Annotated in this window: 16 protein-coding genes and 2 tRNA genes; 8 read left to right on the top strand and 10 right to left on the bottom strand. The window is 65.6% G+C overall.

The window, feature by feature from the left end:
* The first annotated feature begins 155 nt into the window (after positions 1-155).
* Positions 156-359, top strand: coding sequence for a hypothetical protein (locus AC1PZ7_RS12700; protein WP_482355586.1), 204 nt, complete (start codon positions 156-158; stop codon positions 357-359).
* A 28-nt stretch (positions 360-387) separates the two neighbouring features.
* Here the strand turns inward: AC1PZ7_RS12700 and AC1PZ7_RS12695 are convergent, their stop codons facing one another.
* The 5 genes from AC1PZ7_RS12695 to AC1PZ7_RS12675 form a co-directional block, all read right to left on the bottom strand.
* Positions 388-1,104 (bottom strand): MgtC/SapB family protein, encoded by a 717-nt coding sequence (locus tag AC1PZ7_RS12695; RefSeq protein ID WP_482355585.1) that lies wholly within the window; start codon positions 1,102-1,104, stop codon positions 388-390.
* Between the two features lie 31 nt (positions 1,105-1,135).
* Positions 1,136-3,970, bottom strand: coding sequence for a valine--tRNA ligase (locus AC1PZ7_RS12690; protein ID WP_482355584.1), 2,835 nt, complete (start codon positions 3,968-3,970; stop codon positions 1,136-1,138).
* Between the two features lie 110 nt (positions 3,971-4,080).
* Positions 4,081-5,634, bottom strand: a complete 1,554-nt coding sequence (locus AC1PZ7_RS12685; RefSeq protein ID WP_482355583.1) for a PopZ family protein — start codon at positions 5,632-5,634, stop codon at positions 4,081-4,083.
* A 178-nt stretch (positions 5,635-5,812) separates the two neighbouring features.
* Positions 5,813-7,222 (bottom strand): TolC family outer membrane protein, encoded by a 1,410-nt coding sequence (locus AC1PZ7_RS12680; RefSeq protein WP_482355582.1) that lies wholly within the window; start codon positions 7,220-7,222, stop codon positions 5,813-5,815.
* Between the two features lie 182 nt (positions 7,223-7,404).
* Entirely contained in the window at positions 7,405-8,067 is a 663-nt protein-coding gene (locus AC1PZ7_RS12675) for a protein-L-isoaspartate O-methyltransferase family protein (RefSeq protein WP_482355581.1), read from the bottom strand.
* Between the two features lie 276 nt (positions 8,068-8,343).
* Between AC1PZ7_RS12675 and AC1PZ7_RS12670 the strand changes: the two genes are divergently transcribed.
* The 5 genes from AC1PZ7_RS12670 (at position 8,344) to AC1PZ7_RS12650 (ending at position 13,887) form a co-directional block, all read left to right on the top strand.
* A tRNA-Cys gene (locus AC1PZ7_RS12670) sits at positions 8,344-8,417 on the top strand.
* Positions 8,418-8,653: 236 nt separating this feature from the next.
* Positions 8,654-10,453 carry an ABC transporter ATP-binding protein gene (locus tag AC1PZ7_RS12665; RefSeq protein ID WP_482355580.1) on the top strand — a complete coding sequence of 600 codons (1,800 nt, stop codon included), beginning with the start codon at positions 8,654-8,656 and terminating at the stop codon, positions 10,451-10,453.
* An 89-nt stretch (positions 10,454-10,542) separates the two neighbouring features.
* A tRNA-Asn gene (locus tag AC1PZ7_RS12660) sits at positions 10,543-10,618 on the top strand.
* 201 nt (positions 10,619-10,819) lie between these two features.
* Positions 10,820-12,094 (top strand): tyrosine-type recombinase/integrase, encoded by a 1,275-nt coding sequence (locus tag AC1PZ7_RS12655; protein WP_482355579.1) that lies wholly within the window; start codon positions 10,820-10,822, stop codon positions 12,092-12,094.
* Positions 12,095-12,327: 233 nt separating this feature from the next.
* The gene (locus AC1PZ7_RS12650; protein ID WP_482355578.1) at positions 12,328-13,887 is read left to right on the top strand and encodes a Fic family protein; all 1,560 of its coding nucleotides are present in this window, start codon (positions 12,328-12,330) and stop codon (positions 13,885-13,887) included.
* Between the two features lie 110 nt (positions 13,888-13,997).
* Here the strand turns inward: AC1PZ7_RS12650 and AC1PZ7_RS12645 are convergent, their stop codons facing one another.
* A complete protein-coding gene (locus AC1PZ7_RS12645) occupies positions 13,998-14,219 on the bottom strand; it encodes a helix-turn-helix transcriptional regulator (protein ID WP_482355577.1) in 222 nt (73 codons plus the stop codon).
* A 128-nt stretch (positions 14,220-14,347) separates the two neighbouring features.
* A complete protein-coding gene (traA, locus tag AC1PZ7_RS12640; protein ID WP_482355576.1) occupies positions 14,348-17,305 on the bottom strand; it encodes a Ti-type conjugative transfer relaxase TraA in 2,958 nt (985 codons plus the stop codon).
* Between the two features lie 170 nt (positions 17,306-17,475).
* Between traA and AC1PZ7_RS12635 the strand changes: the two genes are divergently transcribed.
* Together AC1PZ7_RS12635 and AC1PZ7_RS12630 are read left to right on the top strand one after the other, a co-directional pair.
* Positions 17,476-17,802 (top strand): conjugal transfer protein TraD, encoded by a 327-nt coding sequence (locus AC1PZ7_RS12635; RefSeq protein ID WP_482355575.1) that lies wholly within the window; start codon positions 17,476-17,478, stop codon positions 17,800-17,802.
* 1 nt (position 17,803) lies between these two features.
* Complete coding sequence (locus AC1PZ7_RS12630; protein ID WP_482355574.1) at positions 17,804-18,064, top strand: conjugal transfer protein TraD; 261 nt, start codon at positions 17,804-17,806, stop codon at positions 18,062-18,064.
* Positions 18,065-18,359: 295 nt separating this feature from the next.
* Here the strand turns inward: AC1PZ7_RS12630 and AC1PZ7_RS12625 are convergent, their stop codons facing one another.
* From AC1PZ7_RS12625 to AC1PZ7_RS12615, 3 genes are all read right to left on the bottom strand, one after another.
* On the bottom strand, positions 18,360-18,878 hold the full coding sequence (locus AC1PZ7_RS12625; protein WP_482355573.1) for an NUDIX hydrolase: 519 nt from the start codon (positions 18,876-18,878) through the stop codon (positions 18,360-18,362).
* Positions 18,879-18,974: 96 nt separating this feature from the next.
* Positions 18,975-20,117: an ABC transporter ATP-binding protein gene (locus AC1PZ7_RS12620; protein WP_482355572.1), complete on the bottom strand. Its 1,143-nt coding sequence runs from the start codon at positions 20,115-20,117 to the stop codon at positions 18,975-18,977.
* Complete coding sequence (locus AC1PZ7_RS12615; RefSeq protein ID WP_482355571.1) at positions 20,114-21,832, bottom strand: ABC transporter permease; 1,719 nt, start codon at positions 21,830-21,832, stop codon at positions 20,114-20,116. The genes AC1PZ7_RS12620 and AC1PZ7_RS12615 overlap by 4 nt, the downstream gene beginning before the upstream one ends.
* Positions 21,833-21,896: the final 64 nt, after the last annotated feature.

Here is a 21,896-nt window from a genome sequence, read left to right as displayed (position 1 = left end):
TGGTTGCGAAAGCGTGACACTGTTGCCGGCCAGTCACAAATCCGCGCTAGGTCGTCGGGTCGGTTCCAGGGGTCCGGGAAAGTCGCGGAAATGGGACGATAAAAGGGATTCGGGGCCTAACATGGTCTCGGAACAGGGCAAACGGGGAGAACCAAATGTCGAGCGGCAACATCGTCGAACGCCTTCGCGCCATGGCGGCCGACCTGGACCAGTTTCGTCGCGACAAGGTGGAAGACGAGTTGTCGGAGGCCGCCGACGTCATCGAGCGCCTGCGGGCAGAACTTGACCGTCTGGACGCGCTGCTGACGCAGGCGCGGGCGGCAGTTCCTTCCTCCGCCTCGTCGCCGCCCACCGCCTAGGACGGCGACGGCAAGCCGGGATGTCCGGTCAGTCGACCGCCGAGCGCGTCCAGTTGGCCGAGGCCACGCCCGGCAGATGGCGCAGCCGGGCGATGGCGGCGTTGAGTTCGGCGACCCGCACCGACGTGTTCACCAGCGTGGCGCGCAACTCCGCCGTCCCGTCCGGCCGGTCCTGCAGCTCGACCTCCTCGATCGGAAACTTGGCGGCTTCGAGCAGCTCGGCGACCTTGCCGCGCAGCTCGACCGCCGCCTGTGCGCTGGTGATCAGGCTGACCCCATAGGTCGCCTCCGTGGATTCGTCGTCGCGCGGTAGGCGCTCCAGCGCCGTCACCAACGGGCGCAGCATGGTGTTGCCGGCCAGCACGAACAGCGTCAGCAGCACCGATTGGGCGATGAGGTCGGCACCCGCGCAGGCCCCCACCGCCGCCGAGCACCACAGCGTCGCGGCCGTGTTGAGGCCGCGAATATTGGTGCCCTCCTTCATGATCACGCCGGCACCAAGGAAGCCGATGCCGGAGACCACATAGGCCACCACCCGCACCGCACCGTCGGGTCCGGCCAGATGCATCGCCATGTCGACGAACTGGCAGGCGCCGATCGCCACCAGCACATTGGTGCGCAAACCGGCGGTGCGCTGACGGTACTGCCGCTCCGCGCCGATCAGCGTCCCCATCGCGAAGGCGACGAGGAGGCTGATCACGGTCGAGGCGAAGTCGCTCGCCTCGAAGGACTGGATAAAGGCCATCGCGGTCCCCCGGCCGGTCGCTTGCTGCCGGTCAGCCCATCCGGCCGAGGCGCACGAGCGCCTCGCGGATCTTGGCGGCGCGGGCCTCGGCGCCGTCGCGGCGCTCGCGCTGCTCGTCGATCACCTCCTCCGGCGCGCGCCGGATGAAGTCGGCATTGCCGAGCTTGGCGTCGACCTTGGCGATGTCGTCGGCGGCCTTGGCCAGTTCCTTGGTCAGACGCGCGGCCTCGGCCTCCATGTCGATGATCCCCGCCAGCGGCAGGGCGGCGGTCTCGCCGCGCACGACGATCTGCACCGAGCCGGCGGGCGCCTCGAACCCGAACGTGATGCCGGAGAGGCGCGCCAGCCGCGTCAGCGCGTCGTGCCACACAACCACGCGGTCGTGCACCTCTTCGCGCGCGCCCACCAGCACGAGCGGGAGCTGCGCGCCGGCTGGAACGTTCATCTCGGCGCGGATGGAGCGGATCTCCGTCACGAGGTCGACCAGCCAGCCGATCTCGCCTTCCGCGTCCGGCGCCTCCAGTCCCTCGAGCTTCGACCAGGACGCGAGCGCCAGCAGGCTCTCGCGCGGCGCGCCGGCCTCGGCGGTTCGCGCCCACAGCTCCTCCGTGAGGAAGGGCATGAAGGGATGGAGCATCTTGAGAATCTCGTCGAGCACGAAGGCCGTGGTCGCCCGCGTCTCGGCCTTCCAGCCGCCGCCGGGACTCATGAACACCGGCTTGGCGAGTTCCAGATACCAGTCGCAGAAGATGTTCCACACGAAGCGATAGGCCGCGCCCGCCGCCTCGTTGAACTTGTAGGCTTCCAGCGCCTCGGTGATCTCCACGCCGGCGCGCTGCGTCTCGCTGAGGATCCAGCGGTTGAGCCGCGATTCCGCGTTGCGCGGATCGAAGGACGGATCCCGGCCGCAACCGTTCATCTCGGCGAAGCGGGCGGCGTTCCAGAGCTTGGTCGCGAAGTTGCGGTAGCCCTCGACGCGCGAGGTGGCGAGCTTGATGTCCCGCCCCTGCGCCGCCATCGCCGCCAGCGTGAAGCGCAGCGCGTCGGCGCCGTACTTGTCGACGAGGTCGAGCGGGTCGATGACGTTGCCCTTGGACTTCGACATCTTGGCGCCCTTCTCGTCGCGGACGAGGGCGTGGATGTAGACGTCGCCGAACGGCACGTCGGGCATGAAGTGCAGGCCCATCATCATCATCCGGGCGACCCAGAAGAAGATGATGTCGAAGCCGGTGATCAGCACCGAGGTCGGGTAGAAGCGCTTCAGCTCCGCCGTCTCGTCCGGCCAGCCGAGCGTGGAGAACGGCCACAGCGCCGAGGAGAACCAGGTGTCGAGCACGTCCTCGTCGCGGGTGATCAGCGCCGCGCGCTTTTCCGGGTCGAGAGCGAGCTCCTGCGCCTCGGCGTCGGTGATGATGCCGGCCTGCACGCAATGGGCGAGCGCGGCGGCAACAGCCGCCTCCTCGGTCTCCTCGACGAAGATCGTGCCGTCCGGCCCGTACCAGGCCGGGATCTGGTGGCCCCACCAGAGCTGGCGCGAGACGCACCAGGGCTGGATGTTCTCCAGCCACTCGAAATAGGTCTTCTCCCAGTTCTTCGGCACGAAGTTCGTGCGCCCCTCGCGCACGGCGGCGAGCGCCGGCTGGGCGAGGGTGTGGGCGTCGACATACCACTGGTCGGTGAGCCACGGCTCGATGACGACGTTGGAGCGGTCGCCATGCGGCACCACATGGGTGTGCGGCTCGATCTTCTCGACCAGGCCGCGTTCCTCCAGCAGCGCGACGACCGCCTTGCGCGCGGCCTCGCGCGACAGCCCGTCGAGCGCCAGCGCGGCGTCGAGATCGGCGCCCGGCTGCGCGCCGGCGAGGAAATCCTCATTGCCGGCCAGCGTCAGCCGCGCCTCGGCATCGAGCACGTTGATCATCGGCAGGTCGTGCCGGCGGCCGACCTCGAAATCGTTGAAGTCGTGCGCCGGGGTGATCTTCACCGCGCCGGTGCCCTTGGTCTGGTCGGAATAGTCGTCCGGCACGATCGGGAGCAGGCGCCCGACCAGCGGCAGGCGGACCTTTGCGCCGGCGGCGACCAGCCCCTGATAGCGGGGATCCTCCGGATTCACTGCGACCGCCGTGTCGCCCAGCATGGTCTCAGGGCGCGTGGTGGCAACGACGATGTAGTCGCGGGTCTCGAACTCGAACGGCTGGCCGTCCTCGTCGAAGGCGATGGGGTGCTGATAGGTGATGCCGTCGGCGAGCGGATAGCGGAAGTGCCAGAGATGACCCTTCACCTCGACCTGCAGCACTTCGAGATCGGAGATGGCGGACTGGAACTTCGGGTCCCAGTTGACCAGCCGCTTGTCCTTGTAGATCAGCCCTTCCTTGTAGAGCCGCACGAACACCTTGAGGACGGCGCGCGACAGCCCCTCATCCATGGTGAAGCGCTCGCGCGACCAGTCGCAGGAGGCACCGAGCTTCTTGAGCTGGTTGATGATGGTGCCGCCGGACTCTTCCTTCCACGTCCAGACGCGCTCGACGAAGGCCTCGCGCCCCATGTCGCGCCGACCGGGAAGTTGGCGCTCGGCGAGCTGGCGCTCGACCACCATCTGCGTGGCGATGCCGGCATGGTCGGTGCCGACCTGCCAGAGCACGTCCTTGCCACGCATGCGCTCGAAGCGGCAGAGAATATCCTGCAGCGTGTTGTTGAGCGCGTGCCCCATATGGAGCGAGCCGGTGACGTTCGGCGGCGGAATGACGATGCAATAGGGCTCGGCCCCTGCCCGCTCGGGCCGTCCGGCCTTGAAGGCACCCGCCTCCACCCAGTTCTGGTAGATGCGGTCTTCGACGGCGGCGGGATCGAACCTGTTGTCGAGCATTTTGGCTCCGGCACCTCAATTGAATGGGTGCGAGAGAAAGCGGAGCCGACGGCCCAAGTCAACACGCCATAGGACGAGCGCGCCGCCGCGGCCGCGGAAATCGGCCGCGCCTACTGCCCCTGACGCGCCACGCGCTCGATTTCGGCACGCACCAGGCGCTCGACAAGCGCCGGCAGATTCTCGTCGAGCCACGCCTTCAGCATGGGCCGCAGCGCCTCGGAGACGAGATCGTCGACCGTGCGCGAGTTCGAATTGACAGACCGGTGCAGCGAGCCGAAGGCGGCGGAAACAGCGCTGCCCGCAGGGGCCGACACCAGCCGCTCGCGTGTCGTCTCCAGCGCCGCCTGATCGGCATTGCCGCTCTGGCGGCTGCCCAGGACGAGACGCGACTCCGCCAGGCGGGATTCCGTGAGACGGGTATCGGTCAGTCGATTATCGGCGAGCCTCGACTCGGCAAGGCGGGCCTCCAGACGGGCTTCGAGAGGCCGCGCATCCGCAAGACGCGCCTCGCTGCGCGTGGCCGCCGTCGCCGGACGCGCGACCGGAGCGGCCTCATCCTTCACGGGTGCGGACGGGGCTTCCTCCGCCGGGGCCGGCGCGGACATGACAGGCGATGGCATTGCGACGGGAGCCGCATCGGCGGACACCGCAGCGACCACAGCCTCCGCCTCTTCGGCGGCAATCGGTGCGTCGACCGTGCCGGTCTCCACTTCGAGGCTTTCCGCCTTCACACTCTCCGCCTGGATGCTCTCCCGCCGGGCCCCCTCATCGGCAGCGCTCTCCGCGCCGCTCCTCGCGGCGTCACCAAGCTCGCCACCGGCTGCGGCCGCAGACTCAATCGCCTCCGTCGCAACCGGCTTGGATGCGATGGCCTCCGCCGAGACATTGGCCAGCTCGGCCTGCACCGCCTGTTCGACCATCGCCAGATCGAGCAGGGCGGCGGCGAGCGGCTTGTCGAGGTCGTTCTCTGCCGACGGGGCGGGTCGAACCGTCAGCCGTGGTTCCACGCGCGCATTCGGCTCGGCGCGGCGCGATTCCATGGGGCGCGACTCGACCGGCGGATAGGCCGGGGCTGCCGCCGTAGCCACAGCCCGCGCGGCCGAACCGGAGGAGAAGAGCGGCGCGGCGGCGGAAAGGCTGCGCGGACGCGGCGCGAAGGGATCGACTGCCGGCGCCCGGCCCGGCGGGACATAGTTCACCGCGCCGCCGGACGGCTCGCGGACTGGCATCCCGGACGGAGCATAGGAAATCGGCGCCTCTGCCTGGGAAGCCGAGGGGTACTGGCCAGCGGAAGCCGCTGGACGCAGCGGGGCATAGGTCGACGGCGCCGGCTCCCGCGAGCGCAGCGGCGCCGAAGCAGGAGACGCCGGCCGGGCCGGCGGGATGCTGGAGCCGCCTAGCGACTCGCGGCTCGTGGGCGATGATGTCCGGCCAGCAGGCTCACGCCCGGGCGACGGCTCACGGCTGGACGAATACTCGCGGTTGGGCGCGGTCTCGCGACCGAAGGACGGCTCGCGCGCACCCGGCGGGCGCGATGGCTCGTAGCGGGCGGGAATGGGAGGGGCCGGCACCGGCTCGGCCGCCACCTCATCGGAAATGATGCGCCGGATGGAGGCCAGAATTTCCTCCATGGACGGCTCACTGGCCCTCGCATTCACCGACATGCGCTGATTTCCGATCACCCAGACGCCACGGCGCCAGCCCTGCCGCCGCGCCGCGCGAATCACCCATTAAGACTTTATAAAGTGTGTACCGCCGGAAGCTGTCCGCCAAGCCGTAACACCGTCATGACGGCAAAGGACAGCCCGTAAGGTTAACGGGCCGCCGCTCGCCGGCGGACGGTCACTGACCGCCGGGCGTACGCACGCCGATCCAGGCATCGCGCACCTGGTTGTAGTGGACCTGCGGATTGTAGACCGGAACCTTCAGCGCCAGCGTGGCGGCGCTCAGCTGGCCGCTGGCCGAAAGCACCGCATAGGAGGCGACGACACGGTCACGCTGGGCGATGACGAGGCTGGCGCGGGCATCGAAGAGCGCGGTCTGGGCGTTCAGCACGTCCAGCGTGGTGCGCTGGCCGACGCGCCATTCCTCGCGCACGCCGCGCAACGCGATCTCGTTCGCCGCGACGGAAGCCTGCGCCGACTCGATGGCGGCCTTCGACGCTTCCAGCGCGCCCCAGAACTGCACGACGTTCGAACGCACCTGTTCGCGGTTCACGTCGACCTCGATGCGCAGCTGGCCCAGCGTCTCCTTGGCCTGGCGGATCGTCGCGTACTCGCCGCCGCCCTGATAGATCGGCACAGTGAGGTTCAGCGTGGCGGCGGCGGCGGTCTGCCGCTCGACATCCATGGTGCTGTTGTAGTCGGACGAGGCCGAGCCGTTCAGGGTCAGCGTCGGCGACAGCGCCGCCTCGGCGACCTTCACATTGGACATGCCGGCATCGACGGCGAATTCCGCCGACTTGACGGCAGGGTGCCGGGTGAGTCCCGACTCGACGGCGAGCTTCTGCGTCTTCGGCAGCAGCCGGTCAATCGGACGGCCCGGGCTCAGCTTGGTCGGGCGCAATCCGATCACCTGGAAAAACACGGCATTGGCGGTGTTCAGGTTCGATTCGGCGAGCGCGAGTTCGCTCTGCGCATTGGCGACGCTGGCTTCCGCCTGGGCGACGTCGGTGCGGGTGATCTCGCCGACGGAGAAGCGGTCGCGCGCCGCACGCAGCTCTTCCCGCAGCGCTTCGAGGTTCTGCTTCTGCAGGTCCACAAGAGCGGCGTTCTGCAGCACGTTCATATAGGCGGTGGCGGCATCGAGCAGCACCAGCTGCTCGGTGTTGCGCAGCAGTTCGCGCTGGCCCCGTACCTGCGATTCGGCGCTGCGCACCGAGTTCGCGGTTTTCAGGCCGTCATAGATGGTCTGGCTGATCGTGACGCCGAAACCCGAGGGATAGGTCTTGGCGCTGCTGATCGAGCTACCGCCCTGCAGCGCGGCATAGCCCGAATCGACACGGGTTTCGGCCCACTGCGCGCCGACATAGGCAGTGCCGAAAATCTGCGGCCGATAGCCCGACAGGGCGATCGGCACATACTCATCGGTGGCGCGCGTCGCCGCGCGCGATGAGTTCAAGGTCGGATTGTTTCGATAGGCGGCGACGAGCGACTGCTCGAGTGTCTGAGCCCCCGCCGGGAGTGAAGCACCTACAAAAAAAACGACCGTCGCGAATGCGACGACCTTCCCCCCGGTAGCCGACAGCCACATGGTCCAAACCTCTGCGAACGCTGCACTGGTGGAGTCACCTGCCCCCGGGCGACTCTCTCATTGTCTGAATGACGCGAATGCAGAATAGGTGTTCGGAAGGGGGCTGTGAACCGGTCGGTCTGGTCGTGTGGACGATTTAATCGGACGCGCGGCAGATCAGCCACAGGGCCGCCGGGAAAGCCTTAGAATACAAAGCCCGGACGCGCTTCGAACCCCGGCAGGGTCGGCACCGCCGCGTCGAACACGACCCGCGAACCCATGCCGCCGGTGGTGTGCGTGAACACCGTTGCGCGGCCCGCGCGCCCGCGCCCGACCACGGCGACGAGTCGCCCGCCGGGCTTGAGCTGGGCGAGCAGCGATTCGGGCGCCGCATCGATGGAGCCGTTGAGCAGGATCACGTCGTAAGGCGCCTCCGCCGGCCAACCGGCGGTCATCGGTCCCTGGACATAGGCCGCGTTGAGCAGACCCAGGTCGACGAGGAGCGCGGAACCCTGGGCCGCCAGCTCGGCATCCTCCTCGAGCGCCACCACCTGCCCCGCCAGCTTGGCCAGAACGGCGGTCGAATAGCCGCTCGCCGCACCGACATCGAGCACGAGCGCGTCCGGGCCGATCTCCGCCGCCTGCAGCAGCTTGGCGAGCACCATCGGCTCCATCAGGTACCGCGCGGGCGCGCCTTCCTTCACCAGCAGGTCGTCGTCGATATAGGCGAAGTTGCGCAGGCCAGCCGGCACGAAACGCTCGCGCGGGGTCTCCAGCATGGCGGCAACGATACGCAGGTCGGTGACGTCGTTGGCGCGCACCTGCGCATCGACCATGGCGCGGCGCATCTCGGCGAAATCGATCATTCGGCGACAACCTCGAAACGAAACGGATAGCCCGCGCGCACGGCGGTACCGCGGCGGAGCCGGGAGCAGAATTGCGGCACGCGGGCGCCCAATGCAAGCTTCCCGGCGCACTGTCTCGAAGATTTCCAGCCTTTGCGGCTCCTGGATCCCGCGACCGAACGGCGCGGCGCCCGCCGCGTTACCCACCGTACTGTCCGCCGCCGCGCGTTGCCCAACGCCGAGAGCTCTGTTATGAGGCGCCCCGGCCCATCGAGTGCTGCCATGCACACTCGGTTCGGCCACGTGGCGGAGTGGTTACGCAGCGGACTGCAAATCCGTGCACCCCGGTTCGATTCCGGGCGTGGCCTCCAGTTCACGCACGTGCCGCCGGCTCCCGAGGGGCCGGCGGCACGTGACGTACGGCATGACAGAGGCTTGAGCGCACCAGACGAGACATGCCTGACGCCGCCCTGGAGCGCCCCATCCCTAGGTTTGACAATGACCCGGGATCGTCGTTGATGATCCTGCCACCCTCCCCCGCTGCGACGAGCAGGTCGGGAGGACGACGCCCGACCAGGCCGGGCTTCCGCGCAAAGGATAATACCTGATGTTGCCAGCCAAGATGGTCAACTCGCTTCGCAACATGATCAGCCCCGAGACCCGGGATACGGTCGGAAGGCTTTTCCTGACGGACGGTCGCCGCCACTGGAAGGGCTACGCGATTTCGTTCTTCTTCATGGGCATCATGGCCGCGACGACCTCTGGCCTGGCCTTTCTGATGGGCGATGTCATCAATCGCATCTTCGTCGAGCAGAAATCGGCGGCCATCTGGATCCTGTCCGCCGCGGTGGTCGCCCTGAGCATCACCAAGGGGTTCGCGGCCTATGGACAGGCTGTGGCTCTGGCGCGGGTCGGCAACCGCATCGTCGCCGACAACCAGAAGCGCGTGCTCGACCGGCTTCTGGCGCAGGACGTGGCCTTCTTCGCCGGCAGCCACACGGCCGAGATCATGTTGCGCTTCAACACCGGCGCCCAGGCCGCGCGCAACGTGCTCAACCTGATCATCACCAGCCTCGGGCGCGACCTGCTCTCGGTCATCGGCCTCACCGCCGTGATGATCGTGCAGGATCCCTTCATGGCGTGCATCGGCCTGGTCGTCATGCCGGTCGCGGTCGGCGGCGTACGCTCGCTGATCCGCAAGGTGCAGAAGATCTTCAGCCGCGAATTCCACACCGCCATCCAGATCATGACGGAGTCGATCGAGGCGTTCCAGGGCATCCGCACCATCAAGTCCTTCACCATGGAGGACGACCAGCGCACCAAGATCTACGAACGCATCGACCGGATGGAGAAGGCCTCCAACCGCATGATGCGGGCGCAGTCGCAGTCCGGCCCGCTCATGGAGGCGCTGGGCGGCGTCGCCATCGGCCTCGTGGTCATGTATGCCGGCTGGGGCGTGCTGCATGGCGGGCGCACGCCCGGCGAGTTCTTCTCGGTCATCACCGCGCTGCTGCTCAGCTACGAGCCCGCCAAGCGGCTGGCCCGCCTCAACATCGATCTCACCACGCATCTGCTCGGCGCGCGCATGCTGTTCACCATCCTCGACCGCCCGGCCGTGGAGCAGGACCCGCCCGGCACGCCGGAACTGGCGATCAAGGGCGGCAAGATCGAGTTCGACGACGTGTTCTTCGGCTACCGCGAGAATGAACCGGTGCTGCGTGGCCTCAGCTTCGTCGCCGAGCCCGGGCAAACCACCGCCCTGGTCGGTCCTTCCGGTGGCGGCAAGAGCACGGTGATGAGCCTTCTGGAGCGGTTCTACGACATCGAGTCCGGCACCATCGCCATCGACGGCCAGAAGATCAACCAGATCACCCGGAAGTCGCTGCGGCAGGCGATCGGCTTCGTCAGTCAGGACGTGTTCCTATTCTCCGGCACGGTACGCGACAACATCGCCGCCGGCCGTCCCTCGGCCACCGAGGAGGAGATCATCGCCGCGGCCAAGGCCGCCCACGCCCATGACTTCATCATGGAGTTCAAGGGTGGCTATGACAGCCGCGTCGGCGAGCGCGGCACGCAGCTCTCGGGCGGCCAGCGCCAGCGCATTGCCATCGCCCGCGCCTTCCTCAAGGACGCGCCGATCCTGCTGCTCGACGAAGCGACGGCGGCGCTGGACAGCGAATCCGAGGCCGAGGTGCAGAAGGCACTGCAGGAACTGCAGATGAATCGCACCACGCTGGTGATCGCCCATCGCCTGCAGACGGTCATCAACGCCGACCGGATCTGCGTCGTGGAGAAGGGCCGCGTGGTCGAAAGCGGCCGTCACGACGAGCTCGTGAGCAAGCGCGGGCGCTACTTCACCTTCCATCAGCTGCAGTTCGCCGGGCAGCAGGAGCGGCTCAGCGCCTGAGGATATCCACATGGCCGTGGGTTCCGGGCTTCACAAACCGGTCCCACGTTGCTATATCGCCGGCCTCCGGGATGCCTCGGCGTCCCCGGTCCCTGATAGCTCAGTTGGTAGAGCGTTCGACTGTTAATCGAATGGTCGCAGGTTCGAGTCCTGCTCAGGGAGCCACTTCCCCGTTTTCGGGGCGTCCCAGCCTTTTCCAAACAACTCCCCTACTCATTGAAATTGCTGGATAATTTCACTTTCAGCACCTGCTCCCTGTCCCAGCCGACGTCAGCCAGAGCCACCCCATCCCGCGAATTTGTTGGCCTTGTTGTTGGCCTGCAGCTCATGTTTTGCTGATGCCATCAGTCAGCAGGGATGGCGAACATGGCCTTGTCAGATGCGGCGTGCCGGACGGCCAAAGGCCGGGAAGGCGAGTACAAACTTTCCGACGGTGGTGGCCTCTATCTCTTCGTGAAGCCCAACGGCGCCCGAGTCTGGCAGCAGGCCTATAGGTTCGCGGGCAAACAGAAGAAACTCACCCATGGGCCCTATCCGCTCATTTCGCTGTCCGACGCGCGGAGGCTTCGGGACGAAGCCAAGAGGTTGTTGGCCTCGGGGGTAGACCCGGGAGCCAACAAACGAGCCAACAAGGCGGCCGTTGCGGCATCTGTCGCGGCCGCAACGAGCACATTCGGGGTCATTGCGACGGAGTTCATCGACAAAATGACCAAGGAAGGGCGAGCCCTAGCCACCCTCCTGAAAGCGCATTGGCTGCTGGAGGAGATCGCACTCCCCCTTCGCAACCGCCCCATCGCCGAGATTACACCGCCAGAGATTCTTGCCGTCCTGCGAGCAGTGGAGGTCAAGGGTCACTACGAGACCGCGCGCCGCTCCCGCAGCATCATCGGTCAGGTCTTCCGTTACGCGATCGCAACCAGCCGCGCGGAACGCGATGTGACGGCCGATCTGCGAGGTGCGCTTATCGCACCTACGACCAAGCATCGTGCCGCCATCACACGCCCGAAGCGGCTGGGTGAGCTTATGGCTGCCATATACGGCTGGACGAAGGGTCAGGAGACGACGGTGGCAGGCCTGAAGCTGCTGTCTCTGCTTGCGCTCCGTCCTGGCGAACTTCGCGCCGCTACATGGGACGAGATTGACCTTGAAGCGGGGGTCTGGACCGTTCCAGCCAGCCGAACCAAGATGCGCCGACCACACCGCACGCCCCTGCCCTTACAGGCCGTGGCCACCTTGCAGGCACTGCGGGACACCACCCGTAGCAGGATCAGTACCTTCGTGTTTCCGGCGACCGTATCGGTGAGGAAGCCGATGAGTGAGAACACCCTGAACTTCGCTCTACGTCGCCTGGATATAGGGGCGGAGGAAATGACCGCTCACGGATTTCGCGCCGCGTTTGCCACGCTCGCTAACGAGAGCCGACGCTGGCATCCCGATGCGATAGAGCGGCAACTCGCTCACATTGAGGGCAATAACGTGCGCCGGGCCTATACCCGCGGCGAGCATTGGGACGAACGCGTGTTGATGATGCAGTGGTGGGCTGACGAGCTGGATCGGCTTCGAGAAACGGCTATCGCGGAAGCTCGCAATCCAGTGCCTCCACAGCGCAGGCCTGCAAAGTTCCAATCGGCTCGCCAGTGACGGCCGTCGGACGCTGCTGCTCACTAGTGAGGGGACGCTGGAGTGCGGCTATCCTGCCGCGAGTTCCGCGCGGCGCTGCGGCATTTGAGTGGTGCTGAGAGCCGCCAGCCACTCGTCTAGACGCAAAATTCAGAAATACCTGATCTCAGTTATTCGTTTTCATAGATAGTTACGCTTTTTCAAGTTAGCTTGGTCTCTGACGCTTCTACCCGGCGCATCAGAACGGTTTTTCCATGAGTGACGGCACGACGTATAATTTTTCAGGGCCGGTTACGGTTTTTCAGGACCAGCCACTCCCTGAAGAAGCGACACCCGCCGGCTATGCCGCACTCATCGGCGCGTTCAGCCTTGCCGTGCCCCTGCCACGGACACTCTGCGCTATAGGAGCTCGCCACCGCCTCTATGAACGTGATGGCTGGCGAATTTACACGCCCCGGCACGCGCCGGCGGCTGATCTTGAAGGACACCTCACCTTCGCTCTGAAGTATGAGGGGCTTGATCTTCTCGTCCTCAAGAATCTTTTTCGCGCCACCGGCCCGGCGCCGATCGAAGCGCTGGTGCGCGCGACGCCGACCGGCTCCTACGCAAGGCGTGTCTGGTTTCTGTATGAATGGCTGCTTGGCGAGACGCTCGATCTTTCCCCTGCCGAAAAGGGGGCCTATGCCCTTATTGTCGATCCCGACCTGCAATGGGCGGCGTCCGGGACCACGTCGCCCCGCCATCGGGTCAGGGACAACTTGCCTGGCACGCCGGCATTCTGCCCGATGGTGTTCGCGACCCAAGCCCTGAAAGCTTTCCACGGCAGGAATCTCGCCGAACGGGCGCGCGCCGCGATTGCCGACGTGCCGCGCGACCTGCTTGCCCGCACCGCCGCTTTCCTGCTGCTGAAGGATTCCCGCTCCAGCTTCGCAATCGAAGGAGAGCACCCGTCGCAAGATCGTATCCAGCGATGGGGCCGGGCCATCGGCGAGGCGGGCCGGCGCCCGATCGACCTTGATGAGCTCTTGAGGCTTCAGCGCATCGTCATCGGCGATGCGCGCTTCGTCCATCTTGGACTGCGCATGGAGGGTGGGTTCGTCGGCGAGCATGACCGCGACACCCGGATGCCTCTGCCCGATCATATCAGTGCCAGGCACGAGGACCTGCACGATCTCATCGCCGGACTTGTGATCTTCGACCGCACAGCAGCAATGCGCGAGTTCGATCCCGTGATCGCCGCGGCAGCGCTTGCTTTCGGCTTTGTCTACATCCACCCGTTCGAAGATGCAAACGGGCGCCTGCACCGTTACCTGATCCACCACGTCCTTGCTGAACGCGGTTTCAATCCGCCGGGCGTTGTTTTCCCCGTGTCGTCAGCGATCCTCGACCGGATCGACGACTACCGTAGGACGCTAGAAAGCTGGTCCGCACGCCTTCTCCCCTTTATCCAATGGGAACCGACGCAGAACGGAAACGTCCTGGTGCTGAATGAGACGGCGGATTTCTACCGCTATTTCGATGCGACCCCTCACGCGGAATTCCTCTACGAATGTGTCGAGCGCACGATCGAGATCGACCTGCCGGCGGAAACGCGCTTCCTGCGGGCACATGACGAGTTCCGCGTCGCGATCGGACGGATCGTAGACATGCCGGATCGCACCATAGATCTCCTCTTCCGCTTTCTGCGTCAGAACAGAGGAGCTCTCTCAAAGCGTGCCCGTGAGCAGGAATTTCGCGAGCTTAGGTCCGAGGAGGTTGAGCGGATCGAAGTCGCCTACGCGGCGGCATTTGTATCTGATCACGAGGCCGGGTAGACGCCGCCGCGAACAATGATCCAACTTCGATCAATGAAGACGTGCCACCTCTATCGGTGGCAGCTTGGCAAGCGATTACATCGGCGCTGTTTCGCCGAATGGTATGCCTGCTACCAAAACTCATCGAATGCCGACTCGTCCCGTGCCCGCCACCGCGGTGGATCCGCGATCCATCTATTGATGTCTGATTCCCGCCAGCCGGCGCCGTTGGTGCTGATCTTGAACTGGGCGGGGAAGGTGCCTTCGGCGATCTTACGATAGATGGTGGAGCGGGACAGGCCGGTGCGGGCGAGGACGGTCTTCAGGCGGATGATACGCTCCGGTGTCTGCATGGTGGTGCTGCCTCCTGCTGGATGCGCCTGGTGGCGCCTGCAACAGACAGAGCAAGCCATCACCGAGGGGCAAGAGGGCGAATGGCGTCGACGTGGAGTAGCGAACAGGCGGCGGCATATCGGACGGCTTAGAGACCGAGACCACGGCCGCGTCCGAGATCAATACCGTGGCTGAAGGCGAGTTCAGCGCCGAGCCTGCGGCCAGAATCGGGCGAGATGCCGAGTTGCTGCGTGCGATTGGCGAGAAGGGATTCCAGCTGCGGATCGCGCTCCAGGCTTTTCGCCATGTCGCCCATTTGAACCCGTGTTGCCTTATAGCCGGCCATATCGCCGGTCTCGTACTGATGCTGGCTGGTCCGGCCGAGCTTGTGCCAGCGCTCGACGAATTGGTCGGCCCGGCGGCTCGGCTCGGTGCGTATTTCGGTTTCAAGCTGAAGCGCGCGGACGGCGCGGTTGACCTGGCCGCTCGCCGTCTCGTGGACGAGTTCGGGATTTTTGACATAGGCGGCTTCCGCATCGCGCCAACCATGAGGGCGCACCTTGTCGAACGCCTTGCGTGCGTCGGAGAGTTCGCGCAGATGCTCGGGGGTGCCCTGGCCGCCCGCATCCGGGTTAGCCAGGATCCCATCCCATGCACGGGCATGACGGATGAGCGCGTTGGTCCTCGCCTTGCGCAGCGCCGCCTCTGGATCCTCGGGAGCCTCCTTCACAGGCGCTTCCGATTTGTGCCCCACCTCCTCTCGCACACCCTTTGTTTCCCGTACGGTGTCCACCGACAGGCGCAGCCCATCGACAAGGTCGCGCAGCTTTTCCGGAACCTTGCGCGCGATCTCGACGACACGCTGGCGGAAGGAGATGCCGCGCCGCTCGGCATAGGCCTGAGCGGGATCGGAGGGCGCATAGTCCGACGCCATGTCCTTGGCCCGGTCACGCGACAGGGTACGCACCATGCGCTCCCCGTCGGCGAAGTCGTCACGTCCGTAATGCAGGTCCATGCCGTCGCGATGGCGTGACAGCGCGACATAGCTGGAATGGGCATCCAGGCCGGGGGTGGCCAGCACATGGGTGCGGTCCACCGTCATGCCCTGCGCCTTGTGGATGGTGGCGGCATAGCCGTGGTCGATACGATCGTAATCCTTCAGGTCGAAGGCGACGGATCGGCCCTCATCGGTGCGCACCGACATGGACTGCGCGCTGACCTGCTCGACAGTGCCGAGCGTGCCGTTCTTCACCCCGAGCCCACGTTCGTTCTGCAGGAACATGACACGGTCGCCGCGGGCGACTGAGCGCTCCCCGCGCTCCACGGTGACACGCACCTCCTCGCCGAGATCGCCGGCTTCCCGCATGCGTTCGCGGGCGGCCTGGTTGAGGGCACGCACCTCGTCATTGGTGTGGGTGAGGATGATGCGGCTGCGGTCAGGTGCGGCCTGACGGTCACGATCCCAGCGGTCGATCAGCTCGCCGCGCGCCTGCTCCCGCGTTTGCGAGGAATGGACCATGCCATTCCTCTCATAGGCCTGGATCGCATCGCCGATCTTGCCAGTCGCGAGGTCGCGCGTGGCGTCGCGCTGCCAGTCCGCGCGCTGGCGGCGGACTTCGCTGATCTCCGCGCCGCCATGGCGCTCGACGAGCGAACGGAAGGCGGCACCGGCCTCGATCGATTGCAGCTGCTGCGGATCGCCAACCAGCACCACCTTGGCGCCGACGTCAGCGGCATGGGAGAGCACGCGCTCCAGCTGGCGCGTGCCGACCATGCCGGCCTCGTCGATCACCAGAACATCGCGTGATGTAAGGAGATCCCGGCCTTGCCCCCAGCCATGTTCCAGGCCGGCGATCGTTCGGGACGTGATGCCCGATCCGCTCTCCAGATTCTCCGCCGCGATACCGGACAGGGCGACGCCGCGAACCTCCAGGCCGGCCGCCTCCCAGGCCTCGCGCGCGACGCCCAGCATGGCGCTCTTCCCCGTTCCGGCATAACCGACGACGATGCCGAGATCGCGGGTGCCGGTGATGTGCGACAGCGCATCAGATTGCTCAGCGGAGAGAACGAGGCCGCGCTGCTCGGCGCGCTCCAAGGCGGCTTCGCGGTCCCTGTCGTTCACGGAATGGCGTTCGCGCTCGGCCATCAGCTCGGCAGCTTTGTGCAGGCGCTGCTCGGCCTCAATCATTGCCTTGGTGGTGAAGCGATCTTCGCCGCGTCCATCCTTGCCGAGCTCGACGAGATCGGGGGCGCGGCCCATCGCGCCCATCACCTCGTTGAACTGCTCGATCCCGTCGCTGTGGCGGTGCGCGAAGCGCGCCATGTCGCGCCGGGTGAAGGTCGATTGCTGATGGGTGATGGCGTCCAGTGCCAGTGACGGATCGGCGATGATCCGCGCGCCATTGCCGCGCGCGATCTCCCGGTGCAGCTCCGCCCGATCGGCCGCCTCGATCCCCTCCGCTTCAATGCGCTGCGCGGGCGCGCCGATCTGGCTCTGCGGCTCCAGTGCGATGCCTTGGGCTTCCAGGCTGCGATGATCGATGCGCGCGTCGATGTCGAGCTCGGCAAGCCGCTCATTGGCGAGCTCCGCCCAACGCTCGCGCCAGCGCTCCACCATCTGGGTCGCGTTCCACTCCCGCACCTTTGGGCCGAAGCCGTCCTCGTCGACCGACCGCATGGTGAGCATGACATGGGCATGGGGTTTGGCCATGCCGTCCTCACCCATATCCCAATGCACATTGAGATCGGCGACCATTCCGAGATCGACGAACTCGGATTGGACGAAGTCACGGGCGAGCGCGATCCCCTGCGCCTGGCTCATCTCGCGCGGCAGGGCGAACTCGACCTCGCGGGCGAGTTGCGCGTCCTTGCGCAGCTCGAAGGCTTCAACATCGTTCCACAGCCGCTCGCGGTCGCCCCACGCCTCGGGTGCCCCGTCCGGCAGCAGCACCTCGGAATGGACGACGCCGCGCTTGGCGGAGAAGTCCTGGACGCGATCGATCCGTGCATCGCGCAGCCTTGAGGCCGAGCGGTAGGCTGCGGACGCCACCGCACTGGAGCCGGCCTTGCGGCCGATGACCTTGACGTGAAGATGATAGATCGCCATCGCGATCCGAACATCAGCACGGCGAAGCGCACGTCGGAACGACGTATAAGCGCGCCCTCCCTCGAAAAATCTCGGGAGCGACGAGCCCATCCCAGTCTGTCCCGGCAACATTACAGCCATCTGGCACCCGCTCAACTATCATCTTCCATCGATTGCTGATGGAGAGGAACATGCGCAGGCCAAGGGACTTCGACGCGGAGCTGAAGGCACTCGAAGATAAAGCGCGAGAGCTCAGAACCCGCAAGGTGCAGCAGCTCGGCGAACTGGTGATCGCCACCGGCGCCGACGCGCTCACGGCGGAGGAATTGGCGGGAGCGCTGATCGTGCTCGCCGAGACCAAGGACCCCGGACGGAAGGAGGCGTGGGCGCGACGGGGCGCGGCGTTCTTTCAAGGACGGGCACGCCGATCTGCAGCGGCAGCTTACGGGGACGCAGTCAGCTCTCCGGCGCAACCGGGCGGCACGCAATCGCCATCAAGCGGCACGGGCGCGGACTGACATGCGCGAGTGGCAGGTCGAGCGCCGCAGGCGCACCCGGCACCTGATCGAACTCGGCGGGCTTGTGGTCAAGTCAGGCGTCGTCGAACTGGCCGGCGACGATCGCGCCGTCATCTATGGTGCGCTGCTCTGGGTGGCCGACAAGCTCAGGAGCGGGGAGAGCGAACGGGCGCGCGCCCTTTGGACGGCGAAAGGACGAACCACGTTTGAGAAGCATCACCGGCCCGGGGAAACACATGGCACCCAAAGTGAAATCGATTAGTCTTGCAGGCTGTGCTGTGCGCGATGGCCCGCTTCAGCATCGATGGAAGCGCGGCGGCGCCGCGTTCGGGACCACTAAAGCGAGTTTTCACTGCCATAGACTTGGTCGAAGTTGACCCATTAGCTGCCCTTCGACTGCCCTAGCCGCGACGTCCGCTTTGCGCCCCCATCTCGGCCATTGATTTGGTAACGGCCGCGGCCCGAAAGCCGACATTCGCGAGGTGCGGCACGTCGGCACCTTTGCGCCAAAAGCTCACATGGCAGAGCTAATGAAAAGCGGACCCGCGCCTTACCGTTCATTCAGCTGACTGACCTGCCTCGGTGTGCCTATCCGGGCCGGATGACATCCCACGCCGATGTTCCTGCTGCGCTCTCGCAAACTCAAGGATCAGTTTTCCCAGGTCGGTTTCGTCTACTAAGACGGCGGCGTCTTCCGGTGTCAGCCATTTATGAGCTCGCTCATGCCGCTCTGGCCAGTCGTCGAGATGGCGTTTCACAGCAAGCGGAAAGACCGAAACCTTACACAGCACGAAGTGGGCTTCGAGGCGCTTCCAGTATCGATATTGGCCGATACGCTTTCGGCCGACCTCGCCGACCACCCCGACCTCCTCTTGCGCCTCTATCTGCGCGGATTTCCAATCCTTGCGGTTTTTCATCGGCCACCCCTTGGGAATGATCGCCCGGTGGGTCTGGCGTGAACTCATTACTAGGATTTCCAGCGCCCCGGCCTTGGACCAGCGATACGGTAGCGCTGCAACCTGCTCGAGCACGCGCCCTGCCTTTGCCCGTTTTATTTTTTGCTTGGCCTTAATCATGGTCTCCAGAGACTGGCGTGCTTATCGCCCTTTGTGATGACAGTTGAGGGTGGGCCGGCCAACCAGCATATGTGGCGTGGTGATGGGCCGCGTCCGTTAAACGCTAATGCTCGGTCCGAGCCAAAGTGCCGAAGATGCTGGGATCTCCACCCATACCTGATCGCTGATCTCGTGCGGCTCACGTGCGCCCGGGTGGAACACCTCGTCCACGGTGATCTCCTGACCGGCGACGAGAATCCCGAACCGGATAATGCTGCCCAGGAACTCCCGGCGCATGATTTCGCCTTCGAACGCACTTGCGCTGGCTGGCCTGTCCTTAGACAGCTTTGCCACCTGCGGGCGAAACACCAGGCGCGCCTCGGCCGGCAGCACGGCATCCGGCGCGATGGCGATGCGCAGGCCGCCCAAACTCTCGAAATGGCGCTCCACCCCCGAGGTCACCACCTTGCCCTCCAGCACATTGGCCGTGCCAAGGAAGGTCGCAACGAACAGGTTGGCCGGTCGCTCATACAGCTCCACCGGCGTGCCAACCTGCTGCACCACCCCGTCATTCATCACCGCAATGCGGTCGCAAACCGTATTGGCCTCCTCCTGGTCATGGGTGACGAAGATGGTGGTAAGGCCGAGGCGCTGCTGCAGATCACGGAGTTCGCGGCGCACTTGCACGCGCATCTTGGCATCCAGATTGGAGAGCGGCTCGTCGAGGAGCAACACCTTCGGTTCGATCACCACGGTGCGCGCCAGCGCGACGCGTTGCTGCTGGCCGCCAGAAAGCTGCGAGGGCCGGCGCTCGGCGAGATGGCTGAGACCGACGATTTCGAGCGCCGCAGCCACGCGCCGCTGGATCTCGGCACGCGGCACACCACGCTCCTCGAGGCCGAAGGCGACATTTTTTGCCACCGTCATGTGCGGCCACAGCGCGTAGCTCTGGAAAACCAGCCCGACATCGCGCTTCCACGGCGGCAGGCCGCTGATGTCGCGCCCGCCCACGACGACGCGACCGGTGTCGGCAATGTTGAAGCCAGCGATCAGCCGTAGCAGCGTTGTCTTGCCGCAACCCGACGGGCCGAGAAAGGCGAAGAACTCGCCCGGCTTGATGTCGAGATTGACGTTCTTCAGCACATGGTTGCTACCATAGAAAAGGTTCACTCCCTCGATGTGTAGGTCGAGCGCTGTGGTGTGCAGAACGGCCGCGGCCGTGTCGGTGGTAGTAACATCCATCGTGGCATGAGCGGTCATCGGGCGGCCCCCGTGTTCTTCTGATTGCGATCAATGATGTATTGCGAAAGCAGGGTGCAGGCCGCGACCAGCACCACGGCGATGACACCGAGCGCAGCGCCGGGTCCGCGGCCGGCGGCCGACTGCATGAAGACATACAGGCCGTAGGCCAGCGGGGCGTCGGCGTTGGATTGCACCAGCATCAGTGTGGCGGAGAGCTCGACGGCGGCGGTGGCGAAGCTGGTGACGAAGCCGGCAAGGATGCCGCCCATCATCAGCGGCACGACGATGCGCCGCACGGTGCGAGGCTTGGTGGCGCCCAGATTCTCGGCCGCCTCTTCCAGCGAAACGGAGATCTGCTGGAGCGCGGCGTAGCAGGCGCGCAGCGCATAAGGCAGGCGGCGGATCGCCAGCGCGATCACCAGCACGATCCACATCGTCGCGAGCGGCGTACCGTCCGGGAGCTTGATGTCGAAGAAGGTGCGGAGATAGCCGATGCCGAGCACCACGCCCGGCACCGCCAGGGCAGCCGTGGCCGCCCAGTCCAGCCAATGCCGACCGATCAGCTTGGTGCGCAGCAGGAGATAGGCGATGGCGGTACCGACCACGACATCGATGCCACCGGCGATCGAGGCGTAGATCAGTGTGTTCTTGATGTAGGTCGAGCTCTCGCCGAATACCCGGCCGTAATGGGCCAGCGTAAAGCCGTCCGGCAACGGGCTGAACGACCAGATGGTGGCGAATGAGAGCAGCAGCAGGCCGATATGCGGGGCCAGAACCAGCATCAGTATGAGGCCGACCACGCTATAGGCGATGACGAGTTCCCATGGCCTCATCTTGCGCTTGGCGAGCCCGCCGCCGCCGCGCTGGGTGGTGGCGTAGTCCCGCCCCTTCAGCGCCAGTGCCGACACCCACATGGCGAGCACGGACACCACGATGAGCACCACGGCGATGACGTAGCCCATGGGATCGGTGATGCCGATGGAGGTGACGCGCAGATAGGCCTGCGGCGCCAGCATGTCCTTCACATTGAGCAGCAGTGGGGTGGCGAGATCATCGAACACCTTCACGAACACCAACGATGCGCCGGCGACATAGCCCGGCATGGCGAGCGGCAGCACGATGCGCCGAAACATCCGCATGCCCGACGAGCCGAGGTTCTGCGCCGCTTCTTCCATCGAGCGGTCGATGTTGCGCAGCGCGGTGGAGAGATTGATCAGGATGAACGGAAAATAATGGATCGCCTGAACGAAGATGACGCCGTTCAACCCTTCCATGAAGGGAATGCGGAACCCCAGATACTGGTTGAGCAGCAGGTTGACCGTGCCATTGCGGCCGAACAGCAGCTGCATCGCCACCGCACCCACAAAAGGCGGCATGATCAGCGGTACGAAGCCGAGCGTCTGGATGATCAGCGAGCCGCGAAACTCGAAGCGCGTGGTGATGTAGGCCAGCGGCAGCGCGAAGATCGAGGCCAGAACCACGGTCATCGCCGAGACGTAAAACGAGTTCCAGAACGACCTCATGAACAGGTCTGTGCGGAAGAAATCGGCGAAATTGACCAGCGTAAAGTCGCCGCTGCCCTTCTCGGTGAAGGCGACGTAGATCACGGACCCGACGGGCACCAGCAAGAAGGCCAGAAGGAAGGCGGCGAGGCCCAGAGCGAGGGCGATCTGGCCGGGTGTTCCAGACATGCGCCAGCGGCGCGCCGGAGTCTGGGTGAGGGCGAGCGACATGCAACACGCTCCAGCTATGGCGTGGATGAGAGGTGGGCGCGGCGGATAGCCAGCCGCGCCCCAT

It is taken from the genome of Ancylobacter sp. TW_SC_1 (genome assembly GCF_056836805.1).
Note: the sequence above shows the minus strand (reverse complement) of the source record. Positions and strands in the feature narration are given on the sequence as shown.